At 68.0% G+C, this 19,641-nt stretch carries 21 protein-coding genes; all 21 read right to left on the bottom strand.

Going from position 1 to position 19,641, the window contains the following annotated elements:
• Positions 1–5: 5 nt before the first annotated feature.
• Positions 6–446, bottom strand: coding sequence for a hypothetical protein (locus N7367_RS16060; protein WP_053518098.1), 441 nt, complete (start codon positions 444–446; stop codon positions 6–8).
• 55 nt (positions 447–501) lie between these two features.
• Positions 502–1,740 (bottom strand): beta-ketoacyl-ACP synthase, encoded by a 1,239-nt coding sequence (locus N7367_RS16055; protein ID WP_279942770.1) that lies wholly within the window; start codon positions 1,738–1,740, stop codon positions 502–504.
• A complete protein-coding gene (locus N7367_RS16050) occupies positions 1,740–2,471 on the bottom strand; it encodes a 3-ketoacyl-ACP reductase FabG2 (RefSeq protein ID WP_279942769.1) in 732 nt (243 codons plus the stop codon). Before N7367_RS16050 ends, N7367_RS16055 begins: the two co-directional genes overlap by 1 nt.
• A complete protein-coding gene (locus tag N7367_RS16045) occupies positions 2,468–2,923 on the bottom strand; it encodes a hotdog family protein (protein ID WP_279942768.1) in 456 nt (151 codons plus the stop codon). Before N7367_RS16045 ends, N7367_RS16050 begins: the two co-directional genes overlap by 4 nt.
• Positions 2,920–4,104: a beta-ketoacyl-[acyl-carrier-protein] synthase family protein gene (locus N7367_RS16040; protein WP_279942767.1), complete on the bottom strand. Its 1,185-nt coding sequence runs from the start codon at positions 4,102–4,104 to the stop codon at positions 2,920–2,922. Before N7367_RS16040 ends, N7367_RS16045 begins: the two co-directional genes overlap by 4 nt.
• Positions 4,101–4,658 (bottom strand): DUF3261 domain-containing protein, encoded by a 558-nt coding sequence (locus N7367_RS16035; RefSeq protein WP_053518088.1) that lies wholly within the window; start codon positions 4,656–4,658, stop codon positions 4,101–4,103. The genes N7367_RS16040 and N7367_RS16035 overlap by 4 nt, the downstream gene beginning before the upstream one ends.
• A complete protein-coding gene (locus N7367_RS16030; protein WP_065181428.1) occupies positions 4,646–5,896 on the bottom strand; it encodes an NAD(P)/FAD-dependent oxidoreductase in 1,251 nt (416 codons plus the stop codon). Before N7367_RS16030 ends, N7367_RS16035 begins: the two co-directional genes overlap by 13 nt.
• A 52-nt stretch (positions 5,897–5,948) precedes the next feature.
• Positions 5,949–8,303: an MMPL family transporter gene (locus N7367_RS16025; RefSeq protein ID WP_180876474.1), complete on the bottom strand. Its 2,355-nt coding sequence runs from the start codon at positions 8,301–8,303 to the stop codon at positions 5,949–5,951.
• Positions 8,296–8,925: an outer membrane lipoprotein carrier protein LolA gene (locus N7367_RS16020; protein WP_065174273.1), complete on the bottom strand. Its 630-nt coding sequence runs from the start codon at positions 8,923–8,925 to the stop codon at positions 8,296–8,298. The genes N7367_RS16025 and N7367_RS16020 overlap by 8 nt, the downstream gene beginning before the upstream one ends.
• Positions 8,922–9,344, bottom strand: a complete 423-nt coding sequence (locus N7367_RS16015) for an acyl-CoA thioesterase (RefSeq protein WP_053518130.1) — start codon at positions 9,342–9,344, stop codon at positions 8,922–8,924. The genes N7367_RS16020 and N7367_RS16015 overlap by 4 nt, the downstream gene beginning before the upstream one ends.
• A complete protein-coding gene (locus N7367_RS16010) occupies positions 9,331–10,881 on the bottom strand; it encodes an aromatic amino acid ammonia-lyase (RefSeq protein ID WP_065181425.1) in 1,551 nt (516 codons plus the stop codon). Before N7367_RS16010 ends, N7367_RS16015 begins: the two co-directional genes overlap by 14 nt.
• The gene (locus tag N7367_RS16005; RefSeq protein ID WP_345781900.1) at positions 10,871–11,776 is read right to left on the bottom strand and encodes an acyltransferase; all 906 of its coding nucleotides are present in this window, start codon (positions 11,774–11,776) and stop codon (positions 10,871–10,873) included. The genes N7367_RS16010 and N7367_RS16005 overlap by 11 nt, the downstream gene beginning before the upstream one ends.
• Before the next feature lie 37 nt (positions 11,777–11,813).
• Positions 11,814–12,584, bottom strand: a complete 771-nt coding sequence (locus N7367_RS16000; RefSeq protein WP_053518077.1) for a glycosyltransferase family 2 protein — start codon at positions 12,582–12,584, stop codon at positions 11,814–11,816.
• On the bottom strand, positions 12,574–14,259 hold the full coding sequence (locus tag N7367_RS15995) for an AMP-binding protein (protein ID WP_279942764.1): 1,686 nt from the start codon (positions 14,257–14,259) through the stop codon (positions 12,574–12,576). Before N7367_RS15995 ends, N7367_RS16000 begins: the two co-directional genes overlap by 11 nt.
• Positions 14,252–14,803: a hypothetical protein gene (locus tag N7367_RS15990; protein ID WP_279942763.1), complete on the bottom strand. Its 552-nt coding sequence runs from the start codon at positions 14,801–14,803 to the stop codon at positions 14,252–14,254. The genes N7367_RS15995 and N7367_RS15990 overlap by 8 nt, the downstream gene beginning before the upstream one ends.
• A gap of 22 nt (positions 14,804–14,825) precedes the next feature.
• Positions 14,826–15,083: an acyl carrier protein gene (locus N7367_RS15985; protein ID WP_053518073.1), complete on the bottom strand. Its 258-nt coding sequence runs from the start codon at positions 15,081–15,083 to the stop codon at positions 14,826–14,828.
• Between the two features lie 17 nt (positions 15,084–15,100).
• A complete protein-coding gene (locus N7367_RS15980) occupies positions 15,101–15,358 on the bottom strand; it encodes a phosphopantetheine-binding protein (protein ID WP_053518072.1) in 258 nt (85 codons plus the stop codon).
• Positions 15,345–16,142, bottom strand: a complete 798-nt coding sequence (locus N7367_RS15975; RefSeq protein WP_279942762.1) for a lysophospholipid acyltransferase family protein — start codon at positions 16,140–16,142, stop codon at positions 15,345–15,347. The genes N7367_RS15980 and N7367_RS15975 overlap by 14 nt, the downstream gene beginning before the upstream one ends.
• Positions 16,135–16,878 (bottom strand): beta-ketoacyl synthase chain length factor, encoded by a 744-nt coding sequence (locus tag N7367_RS15970; RefSeq protein WP_053518071.1) that lies wholly within the window; start codon positions 16,876–16,878, stop codon positions 16,135–16,137. The genes N7367_RS15975 and N7367_RS15970 overlap by 8 nt, the downstream gene beginning before the upstream one ends.
• Positions 16,879–17,092: 214 nt before the next feature.
• Positions 17,093–18,106, bottom strand: coding sequence for a cytochrome d ubiquinol oxidase subunit II (gene cydB, locus N7367_RS15965; RefSeq protein ID WP_065174269.1), 1,014 nt, complete (start codon positions 18,104–18,106; stop codon positions 17,093–17,095).
• 1 nt (position 18,107) lies between these two features.
• On the bottom strand, positions 18,108–19,505 hold the full coding sequence (locus N7367_RS15960; RefSeq protein ID WP_053518068.1) for a cytochrome ubiquinol oxidase subunit I: 1,398 nt from the start codon (positions 19,503–19,505) through the stop codon (positions 18,108–18,110).
• Positions 19,506–19,641 lie beyond the last annotated feature (136 nt).

Below are 19,641 nucleotides of genomic sequence, written 5' to 3'. Positions count from 1 at the left end.
GATGCTTACTTGACCTTGGCGTAGGTGCCCTTCAGGGCGACGCCGGCCACGAACGTGCCCGCCCAGCACTCGTAGTTGCTCGCGCTCCTGAACTCGTTCTTCTTGTAGTAGCTGACGATGTCGACCACCGCATTGGCGCCACGCGAGCGGGCGCCGTCCTGCAGTGCGCGCAGCGCCGACAGCGCCACCCAGCGGCAGGCTTCGGCATCGCTCTTGTTGGCGGCGTTGGTCTTCCGGTTGGTGACGTCTTCACCCAGACGCTGCTGCACGCTGACCGGCTGACCGGCCAGATAGAAGCGCACGCTGCCATCGATGCCGGCATCGCGGGCGGCCTGCGAGCTGACAAGTTCCTGCAGGGACTGCTCGACTCGGGTGTCACGGGCGGAAGCCGTGGCAGTCACAGCCAGCAGAAGGGTGGCACTGGCGATCATCAGGGTGCGGCGCATCGAAACATCTCCTTGTCCGGGGTGCGTTGGGGGTGGTGCGGATGGGGTGCGGGGGTCATTCGCTCCAACGGCGGAATACCAGCGAGGTATTGATGCCGCCGAAGGCGAAGTTGTTGCTCATCACGTACTCGGCCTGCAGATCGCGGCCGTGCCCGGTGATGAAGTCCAGCTGGCCGCAGCGCGGATCGACCTCGGCCAGGTTGAGGGTCGGCGCGAACCAGCCGGCACGCATCATCTCGATGCTCAGCCAGGCTTCGAACGCTCCGCACGCGCCGAGCATGTGCCCGACGTAGCTCTTCAGCGAGCTGATCGGCACGCGGCTGCCGAACACCTGCGCGGTGGCCTGTGTCTCGGCGATGTCGCCGTGATCGGTGGCGGTGCCGTGGGCGTTGACGTAGTCGATCCGCGCCGCGTCGAGCCCGGCGTCCTCCAGGGCCAGGCGCATGGTCTGGGCCATGGTGTCGGCGCTGGGCTGGGTGACGTGCTGGCCGTCGCTGTTGGTTCCGTAGCCGACCACCTCGGCAAGGATGGACGCACCGCGTGCGAGGGCGTGCTCCATGTCCTCCAGGATCAGCGTGCAGGCGCCCTCGCCCAGTACCAGGCCGTCGCGGCCTGCATCGAAGGGCCGCGGCGTCGACTGCGGCGCATCGTTGCGCACGCTGGTGGCGAACAGGGTGTCGAACACCGCTGCAGCGGTGGCGTCGAGCTGCTCGGCACCGCCGGCCACCATCACCGTCTGCTTGCCGCTGCGGATGGCTTCATACGCCGCTCCGACGCCCTGGCTGCCTGACGTGCAGGCGCTGGAGGTGGTGTAGACACGCCCGGACAGGCCGAAGAACACGCCGATGTTGACCGGCGCGGTATGGCTCATCATTTTCAGGTACGTGGTGGCACTGATGCCATCGGTGGTGAACTCGTTGAGCATGCGGCCGAACTCGCCGGTCGCTTCGTGGCTGCCGGAGGACGAACCGTAGGCCACGCCGGTGCGGCCGCTGCGCAGCACCGGATGCTCATGCAGGCCGGCCTCGCGCAGGGCCATCTCGGTGGCGCGCACCGACATGATCGCGACCTTGCCCATCGAGCGGGTGGTCTTGCGGTTGTAGTTCGGCGGCAGCGTGAAGTCCTGCGCAGGCGCGGCCAGCTTGGTGTTCAGGCCCGCGTAGACATCCCATTCCGGCATGGTGCGCACTGCGTTGCGGCAGCTGCGCAGGTGCGCGTGGATGGTGGGCCAGTCGTGGCCAAGCGGACTGATGGCAGCGGCACCGGTCACCACCACGCGACGATCAGCGGCCATCAGAGCATGCCCCCGTTGACCGAGATCACCTGCCGGGTGATGTAGCCGGCCGGCTCGGACAGCAGGAACGCGACCGTTGCGGCCACCTCATCGGGATGCCCCACGCGGCCGGCCGGAATCAGCTTCAGGGCGTGTTCGACCACTTCATCGTTGAGCATTTCGGTCTCGATCAGGCCCGGGGCCACGCAGTTGACGGTGATCTGGCGGCTCGCCAGCTCCAGCGCCAGCGCCTTGGTGGCACCGATGATGCCGGCCTTGGCCGCGCTGTAGTTGACCTGGCCGCGGTTGCCGGCCAGCCCGGACACCGACGACAGGGTGACGATGCGACCGGGCCGGCGCCGCCGCACCATCGGCATGATGAGCGGATGCAGCACGTTGTAGAAGCCGTCCAGGTTGGTGTGGATGACCTGGTCCCAGTCTTCGGACGACAACGCAGGAAATGCGCCGTCGCGGGCGATGCCGGCATTGCACACCACACCGTAGTACGCACCGTGCGCCTCGACATCGGCCTCCAATGCGCCGCGTGCGGCATCCCGGTCGGCCACATCGAACGCCAGCACGCGGGCCTGCCGGCCCAGTGCCTGGATTTCGTCCGCCACTGCCTGCGCCTCGTCCACGCGGCTGCGGCAGTGCACGGCTACGTCGAACCCATCGCGCGCGACGCGCAGCGCGATGGCCCGGCCGATGCCCCGACTGGCGCCGGTGACCAGCACGCTCCGATTCCCTGTCATGCCTGTCCACTCTCCAGATAGGCCATCGCGTCGGCAGGTTCGTACACCGACACGTTGGCGGTCGCCCATTCTTCGTCGCCTGCCAGGATCCGGCAGGCGAACATCCCCAGTCCATTGTCGCCCAACAGCTCGCAGCGCGCCTGTACGCGAAGGCGGCTGCCCACCGGAAAACCGCTGCGCTGGCTGCCATAGCGACGACTGCCCAGCAGGAATCCGAGCTGCGGCCGGTTGCCGCCCGCGCGTGCACGGCAGCCGGCCCAGGCCGCGATGGCCTGCGCCATGTATTCGATGCCGATCCAGGCCGGCACCTGCCCATCCTCGACGAACAGCCCGCTCGCCGGCACGACCAGTTCGGCCTCGATGCCGTCCTCGTCCCAGTGCATGATGCGCTCCAGCAGGCACATGTCCTGCCGGTGCGGCACCACGTCTTCAATGGCATACACCGTATTCATCCGCACTCCAGTGCCAGCACGGCGTTGCTGCCGCCGAAGGCGAACGAGTTGCTCAGCACGCGCCGGGGCGGTTGCGCCAGGCAGGTGGCCGGTGCCACCAGCGGCAGCGGCGGCAGAGCCGGATCGGCGATGCCATCCCACCAGTGCGGTGGCAGCTGCTGCCGGCAGTTCTCGGCAAGCACGATCCAGCACAGCGCCGCCTCGATCGCCCCCGACGCACCCAGGGTGTGGCCGGTGAGTGGTTTGGTGGAACTGCAGGGCACGTCATTGCCCAGCACCTGCGCCACCGCCAGGCTTTCCATCGCATCGTTGTGGCCGGTGGCAGTGCCGTGCAGGTTGACGTAGTCGACGTCGGCGGGCGACCAGCCGGCACGATGCAGCGCCTGCTGCAGGGCGTCGATGGCGCCAAGGGCCTGCGGATCCGGCGCCGACATGTGATGGGCATCGGCGGACTCGCCCCATCCAGCCAGGCATACCGGGCCAGGTTCGCGGGTCAGCAGGAACAGCGCAGCGCCCTCGCCGATGTTGATGCCGGCACGATGCTGCGAGAAGGGATTGCAGCGCACGGCCGAGACCGATTCGAGCGCATTGAAGCCTGCCACGGTGAAGCGGCACAGCGAGTCGGCACCCCCGGCGATGACCGCATCGACGGTGCCGGCACGCAGCATCCGCGCGGCCGACATCAGCGCCTTGGCACTGGACGAACAGGCAGTGGACAGGGTCCACGCCGGGCCCTGCGCGCCGCTGCGCTGACGCACGAACTGCGCGGTGGTGCCCATTTCCTGCTGTGCGTAATCGAAACCTTCAGGCCAGCAGCCCTGCTCGGCATGGGTCCGCAGTGCCTGCTCCGATTCGCCGATGCCGGAGGTGCTGGTGCCCAGCACCACGGCCACCCGATCGGCGCCATGGCGTGCAATGGCCGCGCCGACCGCAGGCGCGATCTGCGCCAGTGCGACCTCCAGCAATGCATTGTTGCGCCCGCGCAGGGATACCGGCAGGTCTTCCAGCGTCGGCAGTGGCGTGCGCACTTCACCCAGCGCCAGGGTACGCCCCGGCAGCAGGCGGTCGTTGTCGCTCAGGCCGCCCGGAGCATCGGCGAACATCGCCGATGCCACGGCGCCGCGGCCTTCGCCCAGCGCGCAGACCAGGCCGAGGTCGTTCAGGTAGATCGGTGTGTTCATCGCGCCTGCCCGGCCATGTCGATCGATTCGATGCGCAGGGCGTAACCCTCGGCACGGTTCTCCAGCTGGACGCTGCCATCGTCCAGGCGCCGCAGCTGCAGCCAGACCGTACCGCTGCGGGACAGGCTGCGCTGGCGGCCGTCATCGCTGACCTCCCAGCCCGCCGGCAATGCCGCAGCGATCGCCGCGGTCGGCCACAACGCGAACTGCAGGTCATCCAGTACGCGTTCGGCACGCACCTGCGGCGGCAGCCACGGCGCACGCTGCTGGGTCAGTTGCCGGCCATCCCACTGCAGGCGCACGCCGGTCTGGCCCATGGCCTGCACCGCCAGCCGCACCTGCTGTGCGTCGGCTTCGAGCAGCGCATCGAGATCGCGCTCATGGCTGCCGAACCGGAAATGCAGCTGCTGCTGCAGTGCCAGCGGCGCTGGCAGGCTGGCCGGCGACAGCCGCAGCGGTGGCAGCTGCACCTGCGGGCGTGGCATGCGCCCGGCACAGGCGACCAGCAGCAGGCACAGCAGCACTGCAGCGGAAAGGGCCATCAGGCGCCGCACAGTTCCTCCAGCACGCGCATGCGACGGCCGCTGGGGTCGGCCACGTAGGGGTTGTTGGTGTCCCAGGCGTATCCGGCCAGGATGGAACTGATCATGTCGCGCACGTCCGGCTGCGGGTCGGGGTGGTAGATGATCTTCTGGAAGCCGCCCTGGTACCAGCTTTCGACGAAACGACGGAAGGTTTTCACGCCGGCACGCAGCGGAACGGAGAACTCGGCCTCCCAGTCCACAGCCTGCCCGGCATAACGGCGCGCCAGGCACTCACTGGCCAGCTGCGCCGATTTGAAGGCAATGGTCACGCCCGAGGAGAACACCGGGTCGAGGAACTCGCCAGCGTTGCCAAGCAGCGCATAGCCCGGGCCCCACAGCGAACGGACATTGGCCGAATAGCCCGTGATGCGGCGTACCGGCAGCACCGCCCATTCGGCATTGGCCAGCAGGCGGGTCAGGTTCGGATCCTCGCCGACGATGGCCTGCAGCTTCTGCAGGTCGTCGCCTTCGTAGCGATCAAAGAACGAGGGCTCGGCCACCACGCCCAGCGAGCAGCAGCCGTTGGAGAACGGGATCGTCCAGTACCAGACGTCGATGTGCTCGGGGTGGGTCGTGATGAGGATCTTGTTGCGGTCGAAGTCCGCTTCGGCCGGAATGTTGTCACGCACGTGGCAGAAGATCGCGCCACGCACCGGGAAGTTGGAGGGTGACTCCAGATCCAGCAGGCGCGGCAGCAACCGCGCGAAGCCGGAGGCGTCGAGGATGAAATCGGCCTCGATGCGGTACTCACTGCCATCGGGACGGCGCACGTTGACGGCAGGCTGCTCGCCCGGCTCGACCGACAGCACCTCGTCGCCGAAACGCAGCGTGGTACCCATCCGCTCGGCGCCCCGCGCCAGCACGTTGTCGAAGTCGGCGCGCTGCACCTGGTAGGTGGTGCCCCAGCCGGGCGAGAACTTCTTCCTGAAGTCGAATGCGGTACGCGCCTGGCCATGCACGAAGGCCGCGCCATTCTTGTGCTGGAAGCCGGCTTCGACCACATCCTGCAACAGGCCTGCCGCTTCGATGTACTCCATGCTCTGCGGCAGCAGGCTTTCACCGATCGAGAAACGCGGGAACTGCTGACGTTCGATCATCAACACCTGGCGACCCTGCCGGCGCAGCATCGCAGCAGCAACGGAACCGGCCGGTCCGGCGCCGATGATCAGGATTTCGGTGCGTTCCACAGCATCCACAGCAGTACTCATCGGGGCGTCCTTGTTGCTCGATAGAGGGAGAGAAGAAGAGCCGAAGGCGGACTCAGGCCGCCGGCAGATCATGCGGCGGCGGCCGGAACAGCGGCGAGATCAGCCAGACCAGCCCGATACCGAACAGCAGGGTCAGGCCGAACGCGCGCAGCGCCGGAGTCTGCGACAGGCCCAGCAGGCCGAACGACAGCCAGGTACTGGCCGCACCCACGCACACCGCCAGCCATGCACTGGCGTCGCCACGATGCTCGATCAGGAAGATGCCATAGTCGATGCCCATGCCCAGCAGCAGCATCAGCGCCAGCACGTTGAACAGCTGCAGCGGCTGGCCGAACAGGCCCAGCAGGCCCAGGGTCAGCGCACCGGCGATCAGGGTCGGGGCGAACACGCGCCAGGCCTGGCGGCGATAGCGCAGCCACAGCGCGCCGAACACCAATGCGATGCCGACCAGCAGCAGCCCGCCCATCAGCTTGCGGTAGTGGCCCAGCAGCGTGGAGAAATCGGAGGTTCGGTCTACCCAGCGCACGCCGGGCAGGCCTTCGGCGGCACGTTCCAGCGTGGCCAGAGCATCGGCACGCGACAGGTCATCGACCATCACCACGCTGATCATCTGCCCACCGACCTTACCCACCCACAGGTGGCGGAACGGCTGCGAGGCTGGCGAGGCCAGGAAGGCGTCGGCGGTGAGCGGCGCTGCGGCAAACTGCGGTCGCTGCAGCGGCTCGCCCACGGCTTCGGACACAGCCGACAGCACGCCGGGCTCCACCTTCGCGGTCAGCGCAGCATCGGCCTGCTGCCGGGCCGGTGATGGCAGCCAGTCACTGATCGCGCGGTAGCCACCAATGCGCTTGTCATCGGCCAGTACACGCAAGCGTTCGGTCAACGCCTCTTCGCGCTGCAACAGCTGGGCGGCATCGCTGCCCTGCACCAGGTAGAACTGTGCCGGGCTGGGCATGCCCAGCAGCTGGCTCAGGCGGATCTGCTGGGCCATCAGCGCCGGTGGAGACGACTGCAGGCTGCGCAGGTCGTCGTTGCTCTGCAGGCGCGCGATGCCCACCGCGGACAGCGCCAGCGCGGCCACCACGAAGATCGCCACCGGGCGCCGGCCGTGCAGGCGCGGGAAACGTTCCAGCGTATTGCCCAGCCAGTGCGAGAAGCGGGTCTGGCGGATCTCGCCACCGTCGAGCCACGGGAACCAGAAGATCACCGTGAGGAACGCTGCTGCCAGGCCCACCACCGAGAACAGCGCCATCTGGCGAAGGCCCGGGAACGGGGCCAGGCCCAACGCGAGGTAGGCCAGCGCACTGGTCAACAGCGCCAGCCACAGGCCGGGCAGCAGATGCCGCAGCAGCTTCCAGCGACGGTCGGCCGGTTCGGCCTGGCGCGACGCAAACCAGTGGATGCCGTAGTCCTCCGCTACACCCACCAGCGATGCACCGAACACCAGGGTCAGCACGTGCACTTTGCCGAACACCAGCACGGTCACCGCCAGCGCCACGCCGCAACCGATCAGCAGCGACGCGGCCACCAGCAGGATCGGCCGCAGCGAGCGGAACGCCAGCCACACCAGCAGCAGTACCGCGGCCAGTGAGCCCCAACCGATGGTGTTGATCTCGCGGTTGGCCTGCACCGCAGCGGCTTCGGCGTGCAGCGGCACGCCGGCATGCAGGATTTCCAGCTCGGGCGCTGCGGCCCTGGCCGCCTTCCCGGCCCGCTCCAGCAGGCCATCAAGATGGCGCTCGCCATCGAGCTGGAACGCCGAACCCGGCGTATCGAACTGCAGCGCCGCCCAATGCTTGCCCTCGGCTTCAAGCAGGCCATCATCACCCAGCCGCAAGCCCGAACCCTGCGCCTGCTGCTGCCACCACTGCGGCCACAATGACAGTGGATCCTGCCGCCATTCGGTGAGCCGCGGCGCACCCATCGGCCCGTACAGCGCGGCGAGTGCCTGTTCGGCCAGCGCACCGGTTTCCGTGCTCTGCAGCTGGTCACGCTGTGCCGGGGTCAGCAGGCGGTCGCGATACGGCGCGTAGAACACACGCGCCTCGTCGAACCAGCCTTCAATGGACCCACTGGGCACCAGCAAAGCGCTCTCGGCATCTCCAGCCATGGCCGCAGCGAACGCGGCCTGCGCCCGCTTGGCGGCGGCGCCGTCCTGGCTGCCGAGCAGCACCACCACCTGCCGCGAACTGCCATCGGCGATGCGCCGGGTGACATCGCTCAACAGGCGGTCATGCGCATCCTGCGGCAACAGCGCGAGGATGTCGGTATCGATCCGCGGCTCCTGGCTCCACAGGCGCCACTGCTGCACGCCCAGTACCAGCAGCAACACCAGCCAGGCGATGCCCAGCCAATGCCACCAACGCCGCAACCGGTCCGGTGCGTTCAACGCCACGGCGTCACTCAAAGCGGCGCGCCTCGTCGGGGTTCAGCGTGGCGGGGGCTTCACTCAACGCGCTGAACTGGATCTGCGTGCGGTCCTTGTTCGCCTCGACGATCTCGACCTGGCGCACATAGCGGTCACCCTGCAGCGTCAGCGACTCGAAGGCCTTGGCCAGCATCGCCGACTTCGGTGTCAAACGCAGGCGCCAGCCCTGCCCTTCACGGCTGGCCGCCACGTTGAACTGGCCGGAGAGTGCCTGCACGTCGCCACTCATCAGCGCGAACATGATCGCATTCACCGAGCGCATCGCCGGCTGCTGCCGTGCATCGAGTTCAACGCGGGTGCTGCCATCGCGCTGGCGGCTGAGGATGCGGTCGGCGGTGACCACCACCTCGGAGGGGAACGGCGTGAGCGTGGTCCAGATCACACCGTGCTGGCGCGCGACCACGAACCGGCCGTGCGAGCGCAGCGGATTCCTGAAGCCACTGACCTGCTTTTCCTGGCTGAACTGGCCACGCAGCACCTCCGGACGCGCCACCGCCTGGGTGATCGCGTCGACGGCAGGATCGGCCGCCTGTACACGCGGTGCGGCCACCAGCAGCAGCGCGCACAGCAGCACGCCTGGAAGACGGGCGAGCATGTTCATGGCGCGGGCACTCCCAGACGTTCCCACAGTACCGGCGGGCATTGGTACAGCATCTCCTTGCTGGCGGCATCCACCGCGACCTGGATGGTCATGGCCCGGGTGGCCACCTGGCCGCTCTCCGCATCCAGGATCTCGTAGTCGATCTTCAGCCGGTTCTCCCATTCGACGATGCGTGCACGCACCAGCAGCCGCTGGTTGAACAGCAGCGGCCGCACGTATTTCACGCGCGCGTCGACCACCGGCCACAGGTAGCCCGATGCGAGCATCTGCGGGTAGTCGTAGTCGTGGCGCTGCAGCAGCGCACACCGGGCAATCTCCAGATACTTGAAGTAGTTGCCATGCCAGACCACGTTCATCGGATCGCAGTCGTGGAAGGCGGGGCGCAGCTCGATTTCACAGACCAGGTCATTCACCGGAATACAGTTCCCAACGTTGCGCGCGGATCTCCACCAGCAGCTCCCGCAGTTCGCGATCCAGCGCGCGGTCTTCCTCGACCAGCGCGATGCGCTGCCCCAGGTCCACATACATGTCGGCCAGACTGCCATGCAGCTGCGCGTTCAGGCCAACCCGCTCGCGCAGTGCCAGGCCCTGGCGGGCGGCGATCAGCATCGCCGCCACCACCTGTTCAGTCAGTTCGATCACACGCAGGCAGTCGCGCGCGGCGATGGTGCCCATGCTGACCTTGTCCTGGTTGTGGCATTCGGTCGAGCGCGAGAACACACTGGCCGGAAGGGTCTGCTTCAACGCTTCGGCGGTCCACGCCGAGACGCTGATCTGCAGTGCCTTCAGCCCGTGGTTGATTGCTGCCCGCGGGCCGGTAGCCGCCGACAGATTGGCGGGCAGGCCGTGGTTGTATCGCGCATCCACCACCAGCGCCAGCTGCCGGTCGAGCAGGTCGGCAAGGTTGGCCACGGTGTTCTTCAGCGTGTCCATTGCCAGTGCGATATGGCCGCCGTAGAAGTGGCCGCCGTGCAGGATGCGCTCGCCGTCGGCATCGATCAGCGGGTTGTCGTTGGCGCTGTTCAGCTCGGTTTCGATCAGCTGCCGCAGGAAGGGCAGGCTGTCTTCCAGCACGCCGATCACGTGCGGGGCGCACCGCAGCGAGTAACGATCCTGCAGGCGCTGTTCGTTGCGCGGCGGCCGTTCGCTGTGCAGGTCGCGGCGCAGCCGTGCGGCGATGCGGGCCTGGCCCGGATGCGGCTTGGCCGCGAACAGGGTCTCGTCGAAATGGTGCGCGTTGCCGTCGCTGGCCAGCACGTTGAATGCGGTCAGGCGGGTGGCCAGGCGCGCCAGGTAGTCGGCACGCTGCCAGGCCAGGCAGGCCAGGCCGGTCATCACCGCAGTGCCGTTCATGATCGCAAGGCCTTCCTTCGGCCGCAGCTTCAGCGGGACCATGCCGATGCTCGCCAGTACTCCGGCAGCCGGTTGCACGCGGCCATCGTGCAGGACCTCGCGCTCGCCGCACAGCACCGCCGCCACGTATGACAGCGGCGTCAGGTCACCGCTGGCGCCGACCGATCCCTCCGCCGGGATCATCGGCAGCACGTCATGCCGCAACAGTGTGGCCAGGCCTTCCAGCAGGGCTACGCTGACACCGGACATGCCACGCACCAGCGACGCCAGACGGGCAGCCAGCACTGCGCGGGTCTCGGCCGGGTCCAGGTAACGGCCCAGTCCGCAGCCATGGTAGGTGTACAGGTGGTGCGGCAACTCGGCCACCAGCGCCGGCGGGATGTTCACCGTGCACGAATCGCCGTAGCCGGTCGTCACGCCGTAGATCACCCCGTCCTCGCGCAGCAGGCGGTCGAGAAAATCGGCACCGCGCTGGATGTGGGCACGGAAGGCCGGGGCCTCGCTCAGTGCGGCCTCGCACTGGCGATGGGCCAGCGCCACCACGTCTTCGATGGTCAACGGTGCGTCGCCAAAGCGGCACACGGGTACGGCGTCAGTCGTCATGCGGAGCCTGATCCCAGAAGGGGAAGAAATTGAACCAGTCCAGCGGGGACTGGATGACCTGCAGTTCGAGCCACTGCGCGAAACGCTGCGCCTGCCCTGCCAGTGCCGCGTCCCGCGAGCCACGCGGCAGCACGATGCGATCGGCGAACTGCTCGAAGGCGACCCGGTACCCCTGGCCTTCATGCAGGCAGGCCATGGTGTACACCGGGCAGCCCAGTGCCGCCGCCAGCACGTAGGCACCGATGGGGAACGGGGCACGGTGGCCGAGAAAATCCGCGGTGACGCTGCGTCCACCCTGCACTGGCGTGCGGTCGCCGACGATGGCCACGAAGCCACCGGCAGCCACGCGCTCGGACAGCATCATCGCCGTGGCCGGCCCCATCGCGGTGACCTGCACCAGTTCCACCGTTGCCAGCGGGTCCAACCGCTGCAGCAGGCGATTGAAGCGCTGCGCGTGCGCGGTGTGCACCAGCACGGTGATGCGGAACCCCGGCACCTGTTCGGCCAGCACCTGGCACAACTCCAGGCAGCCGATGTGGGCGGTCAGGATCAGTCCGCCTTCGCGGCGTGCGATCCTGTCCAGCACCAGATCGCGCCGCAGCTGGATGCGCTCGGGCGGATAGCGTCCGCCCAGGCCGAGGATCTTGTCCAGCAGGGTGTCGGCGAACGCGAAGAAATGGCGCAGGCTGTCGCGCCGCGTCGGCTCGCGGCCCAGCGCGCCACTGTGTGCCTGCAAGCGCTGTAGATACTGCAGTGATGCCTGCCGGGCCACACGGTTGCCCAGCCAGTGGCAGAGCACCACCGGCCACACGCACAGGCGGAACGGCCAGCGCCCGAACCACCGATGCACCCAGCACAGGAACAACACGCCGGCCACCGATGTGGATTCACCGATGTCGGCCTAGTGCGGCGCACCTTGGGGGGCGGCCATCTCAGCCCTGCCCCTGCAGGCGGCGCCAGAGCAGGCGCGGTGCGCGCCGGAGCATGCCGAAGAACAGGCGCGCATGCATGCGGCTGATGCGTACGTTGTCGCGCCACACATCGAAATGCGAGACACCGTCTGCCGGATAGGTCACCCGCGTCGCCAGATGTTCCACCGGCACCTGCCGCCAGTACAGCCGCACCATCACTTCGGTATCGAAATCCATGCGCCGGCCGATGGTCTCTTCGCCCATCAGGCGCAGCACCGGAGGCAGTGGATAGACACGGAAACCGCACATGGTGTCGCGCAGATGCAGCGACAGCGTGTTGATCCAGACCCAGACATGCGTTGCGTAGCGACCGTACAGGCGGGCCTTGGGCACACTGGCATCGTAGGCGGGAATGCCGCAGATCACCGCGTCCTGCCGCGCACGCGCGGCCGCGATGAAGCGCGGCAGGTCGCCGGTGTCATGCTGGCCGTCGGCATCGATCTGCAGCACGTGGCTGCAGCCCCGCCTTGCGGCCTCGGCGAAGCCCGCCAGCATCGCCCCACCCTTGCCCTGGTTGACCGGCAGACGCAGCAGATCGACCCCTTCACGCTGTGCCAGCGCCTGCAGCACCGAAGCACATGATGCATGCGAGCCATCGTCCACAAGCAGGCAGGGCAGGCCAGCGCGCTGCACGCCATCGACCACCGCGGCGACAGCATGTTCGTGGTCGTAGACGGGAATCACCACCAGTGGCGCGAACGCGGCACCGGCATCGGCCGGATCACTGCGCATCGGCGAAGACCATCCTGCCACTGGCGTGTACGCCATGCACGGAGGCATAGCGGAAGACCAGCACGTTGCGTGCGGTATCCCAGTCCAGATGCAGCGTCAGCTCGTCGCCCGGACGCGCTACATGCTGGAACTTCACCGCATCCATGCGCACGAACCCCTCCGGCATCGCAAAGGCCTGCCGGGCAAAGCGCACCGCCCAGTCCACCTGGGCCACGCCGGGCAGGATCGCGGCCTGCGGGAAATGTCCCTGGAACGGGCGCAGCGCCGGGTCCAGGGTCATGCGCAGGGTAGCGCTGGCCGCCTCGCGCCGATCCCATACCGGCACCGGCATCGACGGCTGGAACAAGGCCACCAGCGCGGCCTGGGTCACCTTGCCCTGCGCATTCACCGGCAGCGTGGGTACCAGCCGCCAGCGGCGCGGACGGGTCACGGCGTCATGGCTCTGTGCCAGGCGCGCGGCCAGCCGCTGGCCCAGCGCGCGGCGCGCGGCATCATCGGCATCGAGCAGTGCCGCATCGGCCGGCACCACCACGGCCGCCAGCTGCTCGCGCTGGCCGGGCAGCACCAGCACGCGCACGTCATCGACGTCCGGGTCGTCGCGCAACGCACGTTCCAGCGCATCGAGCGAAACGCGGCGCTCTTCGATCTTGACGATGCGGTCGGCGCGGCCGAGCAGGCGGAAGCACCCCTCGGCCAGCGCTTCCACCCGATCCTGCGTGCACCACCAGTCGCGGCTCTGCAGATGGGGTGAAGCCACCGCCAGGCAGCCTCCCTCGATTCTCCACTGCACCCCCGGAAGCGGCTGCCAGGGCGGAAGATCGGTATCCCAGCGACGCCAGGCGATGCCGCCGGTCTCGCTGCTGCCGTAGACCTCGGTCGGTGCGACTGCCATCCATTGCCGCACCTGCCGCGCTGCCTCTTCCGGCAGCGGGCCGCCAGAGGAGAACACAGCGCGCAGGTGGCCCTGCAGGCTGGCCCAATCCAGCTGCGCAGGCAGGCGCTTGAGGTGCGCCGGCGTCGCCACCAGCACCGTCTGCGTGCCCGCCAGTGCAGCGACCAGATCCTCATGGAAGAACCGCCGAGGATGGATCAGGCGACCGGCGGCCAGCGGCCACAGCACGCGGAACAGCAGGCCGTAGATGTGCTGGTGCGACACCGTGCCATGCACCTGCGCGCCTTCCAGCTGTGCGCCGAACGCGGCCTGCAACGCATCGACCTCGCGCGCCAGCTGGTCCAGGCGCTTGTCGATCGCAGTGGGTTCGCCGGTGCTGCCCGACGTGAACACGCACAGCTCGCAGGCATGCTCGTCCAACGCATCCAGCTCGACCTGCGCACCGGCGGCCGCCATCATCAGTGGCCGGTAATCACGGGAAACGTCACCGGCAAAACCGCTCACCTGCGGCTGCAGGGCCTGCAGCGTGGCGGGCAGGTTGTCGGCGGCCAGGAACACCCGCTTGCCGGCGTGCCAGGCACCGAACAGCGCCTCGGCGAACGACACGGCATCATCGAAGTACAGCGCCCAGTCACGGCCGTCAGTGGCGGCAAACGCCGTACGCCAGGCCACTACGCGCTGGCGGAATTGCTGATGGTCGATCACTTCGCCATCGCGGATGCCGACAGCGCGCTGCGGCCGCGCATCCCGCAGCAGCCGGTCCAGGGCAATCCACTCAGCCATGGGCGTGCGCCGCCTTCACCCGTCGCCGCACCAGCCATTCGCCTGCGAACAATACGCCCATCATCACGTACGCCAACAATCCGTTGTAGAGCATCCAGACCCGATCCGATGCGTACAGCGCGGTGAGCAGGGCCAGACTGCCGTTGAGAACGAAGAAGCCGCACCACACCTGGGTGACGCGGCGGGTATAGGCCACCGCGAACGGTGGCAGGTCCGGCTCCTGCAGCCGCGCCAGGCGCTCCACCAGCGGCGGCCCGAACCGCAGGCTGATGGCGAACACGCACAGCATCACCACGTTCACCAGCGCCGGGTACAGCTTCAGCGGCAGCGCCTGGTTGAGTACGGTGGCCAGCACCGCCAGCAGTCCGGTACCGGCTGCAGCAGCCCACCACAGCGGCTGGCGCGTGCTCAGGGCACGCAGCAATGCCAGGGTGAACAGCAGCAGTGCCAGCCAGCGCGGCTCGAAGCGGCCCATCGCCAGGTAGACGAGCAGCGGGTAGGCCAGCGAAATCGCCGCCACCACGACCGTACGCGCGCGTGTCAAGGCGGAGCCGCCCGCGCTGCGGTCAGGCTGCTGCCTGGTCCGGCAGCAGCCGGTGCACGACATCCACGATGTCCTGCACGGTGCGCACGGCCTTGAACGCTTCCGGCTGCAGGTTGCGGCCGAGCAGCGGCTTGAGCTGCACGATCAGGTCGACCGCATCGATGCTGTCGATGTCCAGGTCGTCATAGAGACGTGCCTCGGGGGTGATCCGGGCCGGTTCGATCTCGAAGCTGTCGGTCAGGATGTTGACGATGCGTTCGAACAGTTCATTCTTGGTCATGGCAGCTCCTGGCGCCGTTACGACTGGCGGGCGGCGACGAACTCGCCGAGCGCGCGCACGCTGGAGAAATGGCGCCGGGTCTCTTCCGAGTCGGACGACAGGCTCACACCGTACTTCTTCTGCAGCGCCAGGCCCAGTTCCAGAGCGTCGATCGAATCCAGGCCCAGGCCCTCGACGAACAGCGGCGCGGTCGGATCGATGTCCTCCGGCGTGATGTCCTCCAGTGAAAGCGAGGAAATGATCAATTCCTTGATCTCGTGCTCAAGTGCTTGCACGGGTCGAATCTCCAGACAGGTCGAAATAACGAGAAAGGTGCTCGGTGACGCGGCGTGCTGCCAAGGCATCCCCCCTTGGCGCGTCGTCTTCGGCCAGGAATGGCGCGATCGGGATATCTTCGCCGATCTGCAGCCGAACGTGAAAGCGACGTGATGGCACACGATACCATTTCTGCCCTTTGCTCAGGGTTGGCGGGGTACAGGTGATCCGCACCGGCGTGATGTCCAGCCGGCCGCGGACGGCGATATTGGCGGCCCCACGCTGAAGCCTCGGCGACTGGCCGGGCACGCTGCGGGTCCCTTCCGGGAAGATGACCAGGCTGCCACCGGCCCGTACCGCGGCCACGCAGTCATCGACCAGGCCGGCCCCGTCGTCATTGGAAATGTAGCCGGCGGCCCGGACCGGGCCCCGCATGAACGGGTTGCGGGCCACCGCCCGTTTGACCACGCAGTCGGCATTGGGCAGCAGCGAGACCAGGCAGACCACGTCGATCAGGGTGGGGTGGTTGGCCAGGACCAGCAGGCCGTCGCGCTGCAGGCGCTCGCGCCCTTCGATCTCATAGGTCATCACCCCGAGCCCGCGCATCAGCCGCAGGTGGCTGGCGAACGCCACCTGCACCACGCGGCGGGCGCGACGGCGGCGGGCCACCGGATCACGCATCAGCAGCAGGACCGGCATCACCACGGCGCCCAGCAGCAGGCCGCCGATGCCGAACGCAGCAAAACTCAGGCCGGTGCCCACCACCCGCCAGGCAAGATCGAGGCGGCGCAGCGCATCAGCCACGGCGGCTCCAGCGCCAGCGCTGGCCATTGGCAACGTGTTCCAGCGCCGGCGCGCCCGCGAGCAGGAAGCGGTGCAGGTCCAACGCGTGCGGCAACAGGCCGGGCGCGGCGGTAACCGGGGCCGGCGCGCCATCCCACTGCAGCGACAGCGTCGGCAGCGCCTGTGTCGGCGCCACCACACGCCAGCACCAAGCGAAGAACGGGTCGGGTTCGTCGGCGAACGTCGCGTAAACTTCGGGCAACGGCGACTCGTAGACCACCACCCGCACTTCGCGGGCGCCATCGGCCAGCAGACCGGCGGCCTCCAGGCAGGCGGCCTCCACCGTCGCCTGGCCGGCAGCCAGCGCCAGATAGTTGCCGCGATGGCCACGAGCGATCGAGTACAGCGCAGCGATCGCGTTATGGACCGACAGGCCGAATCCGGTGGGCGACAGGGGCTGCTCGTTCACCAGCGCCCCGAGCAGGTCCATCGAGCGCGCTACATCACCATGGCGGCTGGCAAACACCAGCGGTACCTGGCTGTCGGCCCCTTGGCCATCCTCGCACCAGCAGGCCGTCTGGATCGCCATCCGCCCCAGCCGCTCGATGCGGCGACGCTGCATCGCGGGCACCTCGGACAGCGCCGGCGTGCCCTCGCCCTGTGGCAGGAAGGGCGCATCAGCCCAGCTCAGCCACTGGCTGCGCTCGCTCAGGCCAGGTGCCCAGGCAGCCCAGTCGACGATGGAGAATTCGATCATCTAGCGATGGTGCTTCATCAGGAGAACGATGGCACGAGCCATTATGGCGACGCGCGGCGGCCCCCCGTCCCTGCAGCCGTGCGTCCGTCCAGGACGTCGCCGGCTGCCCCCCTGGCGGCCGGAAAGGAGCGCACGCTAGCACGTCCTGCGCAGGGTGTGCAGGTTTCACATTGCACAACGCGGGGCCGGCACCTGTGGCCCCGCACGCCATTGCTCAGTGGTAACCGGCTCCGGCCTGCACTTTGCCGCGGAATACCCGGTACGACCACGCCGTATAGCCGAGGATGACCGGCAGCAGAATGACCAGCCCGACCAGGGTGAAGCCGAGCGAGGACGCCGGTGCTGCTGCCTGCCACAACGTCATCGAGGGCGGCAGCAGGTACGGCCACATGCCCAGCACCAGGCCCAGGAAGCCGAGAATGAACAGCGCCAGGCTGAGCAGGAACGGCGGCAGGTCGCGGCGTGGATGCGTGGCGCTGCGCCACAACGCAGCGGCCACCGCCAGGGTCAGCAACGGCACCGGTGACAGCCACCAGAAGTTGCCGTCACTGAACCAGCGCGCCATCAACCGCGAGTCCAGGAACGGCAGCCAGCTGCTGACCAGGCCCATCGCTGCGATCACCGCCACCACCAGCGGCCGTGTCAGCTGCCGCGCCAGCGCCTGCACGCGCCCTTCCGTCTTCAGGATCAGCCAGGTGCTGCCCAGCAATGCGTAACCGGCGACCAGCGCCGCGCCGGTGAGCATCGCAAACGGGCTGAACCAGGCAAACGCACCGCCGTGGTAGACCCCGTCCACCAGGGGCAGCCCCTGCACCAGCGCGCCCAAGATCACGCCCTGGGCGAACGTGGCCAGCAGCGAGCCAAGCGCGAACGCCACGCTCCACAGCCTCCGCGAGCGATGCGCCTTGAAGCGGAACTCGAAGGCCACGCCGCGGAACACCAGTGCCACCACCAGCAGCAGCACCGGCAGATACAGCGCCGACAACAGCACTGCATAGGCCTTGGGGAACGCCGCCAGCAGGCCGGCGCCGCCCAGCACCAGCCACGTCTCGTTGCCGTCCCAGATGGGCGCAGCCGTGTTCATCATCAGGTCGAGCTGCTCCTCGTCCTCGGCGAACGGCGCAAGGATGCCGATGCCCAGCACGAACCCGTCCAGCACCACGTACATCAGTACGCCGAAGCCGATCACCGCGAACCACGCCACCGGCAGCCAGGTCACCAGGTCCATGTCAGCGCTCCTCCAGCGGTTCGTCGGCGGCGGACAGCGGCCGTGCCGGGGTGTGGCTGCCGTGGTCCAGCGAGGGCCCCTGGTCGTGGGGCTGCGGTCCATGGCGCAGGATCTTCACCAGGTACCAGATGCCCCAGCCGAAGACGAAGGCGTAGCCGACGACGTAGACCCCCAGCGACAGCGCGGTCATCCATGCGCTCTGCGGGCCGACCGCATCGGCAGTACGCAGCACGCCGTAGACCACCCACGGCTGCCGCCCCATCTCGGTGACGAACCAGCCGGAGAGCAGCGCGATGAAGCCGCTCGGCAACATCCAGTTCCAGCCGCGCAGCAGCCACGGCGAATCCAGCAGCTTCCTCCGCCACAGCTGGAACGCCGACACCCATGCCAGCAGCAGCATCAGCGTGCCCAGTCCAACCATGATGCGGAAGGCGAAGAACACCGGCGTCACCGGTGGCCGTTCGCTGGCCGGTACTGAAGTCAGCGGATCGAAGGTGCCGTCCAGCGAATGGGTCAGGATCACGCTGCCCAGCTTCGGAATGGCGACTTCGAAGTCGTTGCGCTCTTCCTTTTCGTTGGGCAGCGCGAATACCACCAGCGGCACGCCCTCGCCTTCGCCGGATTCATGCCAGTGCGCTTCCACCGCCGCGATCTTCATCGGCTGGTGCTTGAGGGTGTTCAGGCCATGCATGTCGCCGACGAAGATCTGCACCGGCACGGTCAGCGCCGCAAACGCCACGGCCGCGATCAGCATGCGCCGGCCCGCCTCCACGTGCGTTCCCCTGCGCAGGTACCACGCACCCACGCCGCCGATCACGAAGCAGGTGGTGATGAACGAGCCCAGCGCCATGTGCGCCAGCCGGTACGGGAACGACGGGTTGAACACCACCTGCCACCAGTCCACCGGATGCACGATGCCATTGACCATCTCGTAGCCGGCCGGGGTGTGCAGCCAGCTGTTGGACGACAGGATCCAGAACGTGGAGAACAGCGTGCCCAGCGCCACCATGCAGGTGGACAGGAAATGCAGGCGCGGCGAGACCCGGCCCCAGCCGAACATCATCACGCCCAGGAAGCTGGCTTCCAGGAAGAACGCGGTCAGCACCTCGTAGGTCAGCAGCGGGCCGATGACGGTACCGGCCACCTCGCTCAGGCGCGGCCAGTGGGTGCCGAACTGGAAGGCCATGACGATGCCGCTGACCACGCCCATGCCGAACGATACGGCGAAGATCTTCTGCCAGAAGAAGTACAGCTCCCGCCAGACCGGGAGACGGGTACGCAGCCAGCGCCATTCGACGAAGGCCAGCCAGCTGGCCGTGCCAATGGTGAAGGCCGGGAACAGCACATGGAAACTGATGACGAATCCGAACTGGATCCGGGACAACAACAACGCGTCCAAGGGACGCCTCCTGCCTGCGACCGGTGGGATACCGGACCACTTTAGGAATATTTCGTTACGCCGGGATGCGACCGGGTGACGCGCTGCTTCACTCTGTCGCAGGGGAAGCCGCCGGGCATGGCCGCGCCCCATGACC

It is taken from the genome of Stenotrophomonas sp. GD04145 (assembly GCF_029835135.1).
Taxonomy (GTDB): domain Bacteria; phylum Pseudomonadota; class Gammaproteobacteria; order Xanthomonadales; family Xanthomonadaceae; genus Stenotrophomonas; species Stenotrophomonas maltophilia_P.
Note: the sequence above shows the minus strand (reverse complement) of the source record. Positions and strands in the feature narration are given on the sequence as shown.

Coding starts and splice junctions, on each gene's coding strand:
- N7367_RS16060 (WP_053518098.1), bottom strand. CDS start 446: ATGCGCCGCACCCTGATGATCGCCAGTGCCACCCTTCTGCTGGCTGTG.
- N7367_RS16055 (WP_279942770.1), bottom strand. CDS start 1,740: ATGGCCGCTGATCGTCGCGTGGTGGTGACCGGTGCCGCTGCCATCAGT.
- N7367_RS16050 (WP_279942769.1), bottom strand. CDS start 2,471: ATGACAGGGAATCGGAGCGTGCTGGTCACCGGCGCCAGTCGGGGCATC.
- N7367_RS16045 (WP_279942768.1), bottom strand. CDS start 2,923: ATGAATACGGTGTATGCCATTGAAGACGTGGTGCCGCACCGGCAGGAC.
- N7367_RS16040 (WP_279942767.1), bottom strand. CDS start 4,104: ATGAACACACCGATCTACCTGAACGACCTCGGCCTGGTCTGCGCGCTG.
- N7367_RS16030 (WP_065181428.1), bottom strand. CDS start 5,896: ATGAGTACTGCTGTGGATGCTGTGGAACGCACCGAAATCCTGATCATC.
- N7367_RS16020 (WP_065174273.1), bottom strand. CDS start 8,925: ATGAACATGCTCGCCCGTCTTCCAGGCGTGCTGCTGTGCGCGCTGCTG.
- N7367_RS16010 (WP_065181425.1), bottom strand. CDS start 10,881: ATGACGACTGACGCCGTACCCGTGTGCCGCTTTGGCGACGCACCGTTG.
- N7367_RS16000 (WP_053518077.1), bottom strand. CDS start 12,584: ATGCGCAGTGATCCGGCCGATGCCGGTGCCGCGTTCGCGCCACTGGTG.
- N7367_RS15995 (WP_279942764.1), bottom strand. CDS start 14,259: ATGGCTGAGTGGATTGCCCTGGACCGGCTGCTGCGGGATGCGCGGCCG.
- N7367_RS15985 (WP_053518073.1), bottom strand. CDS start 15,083: ATGACCAAGAATGAACTGTTCGAACGCATCGTCAACATCCTGACCGAC.
- N7367_RS15970 (WP_053518071.1), bottom strand. CDS start 16,878: ATGATCGAATTCTCCATCGTCGACTGGGCTGCCTGGGCACCTGGCCTG.
- cydB (WP_065174269.1), bottom strand. CDS start 18,106: ATGGACCTGGTGACCTGGCTGCCGGTGGCGTGGTTCGCGGTGATCGGC.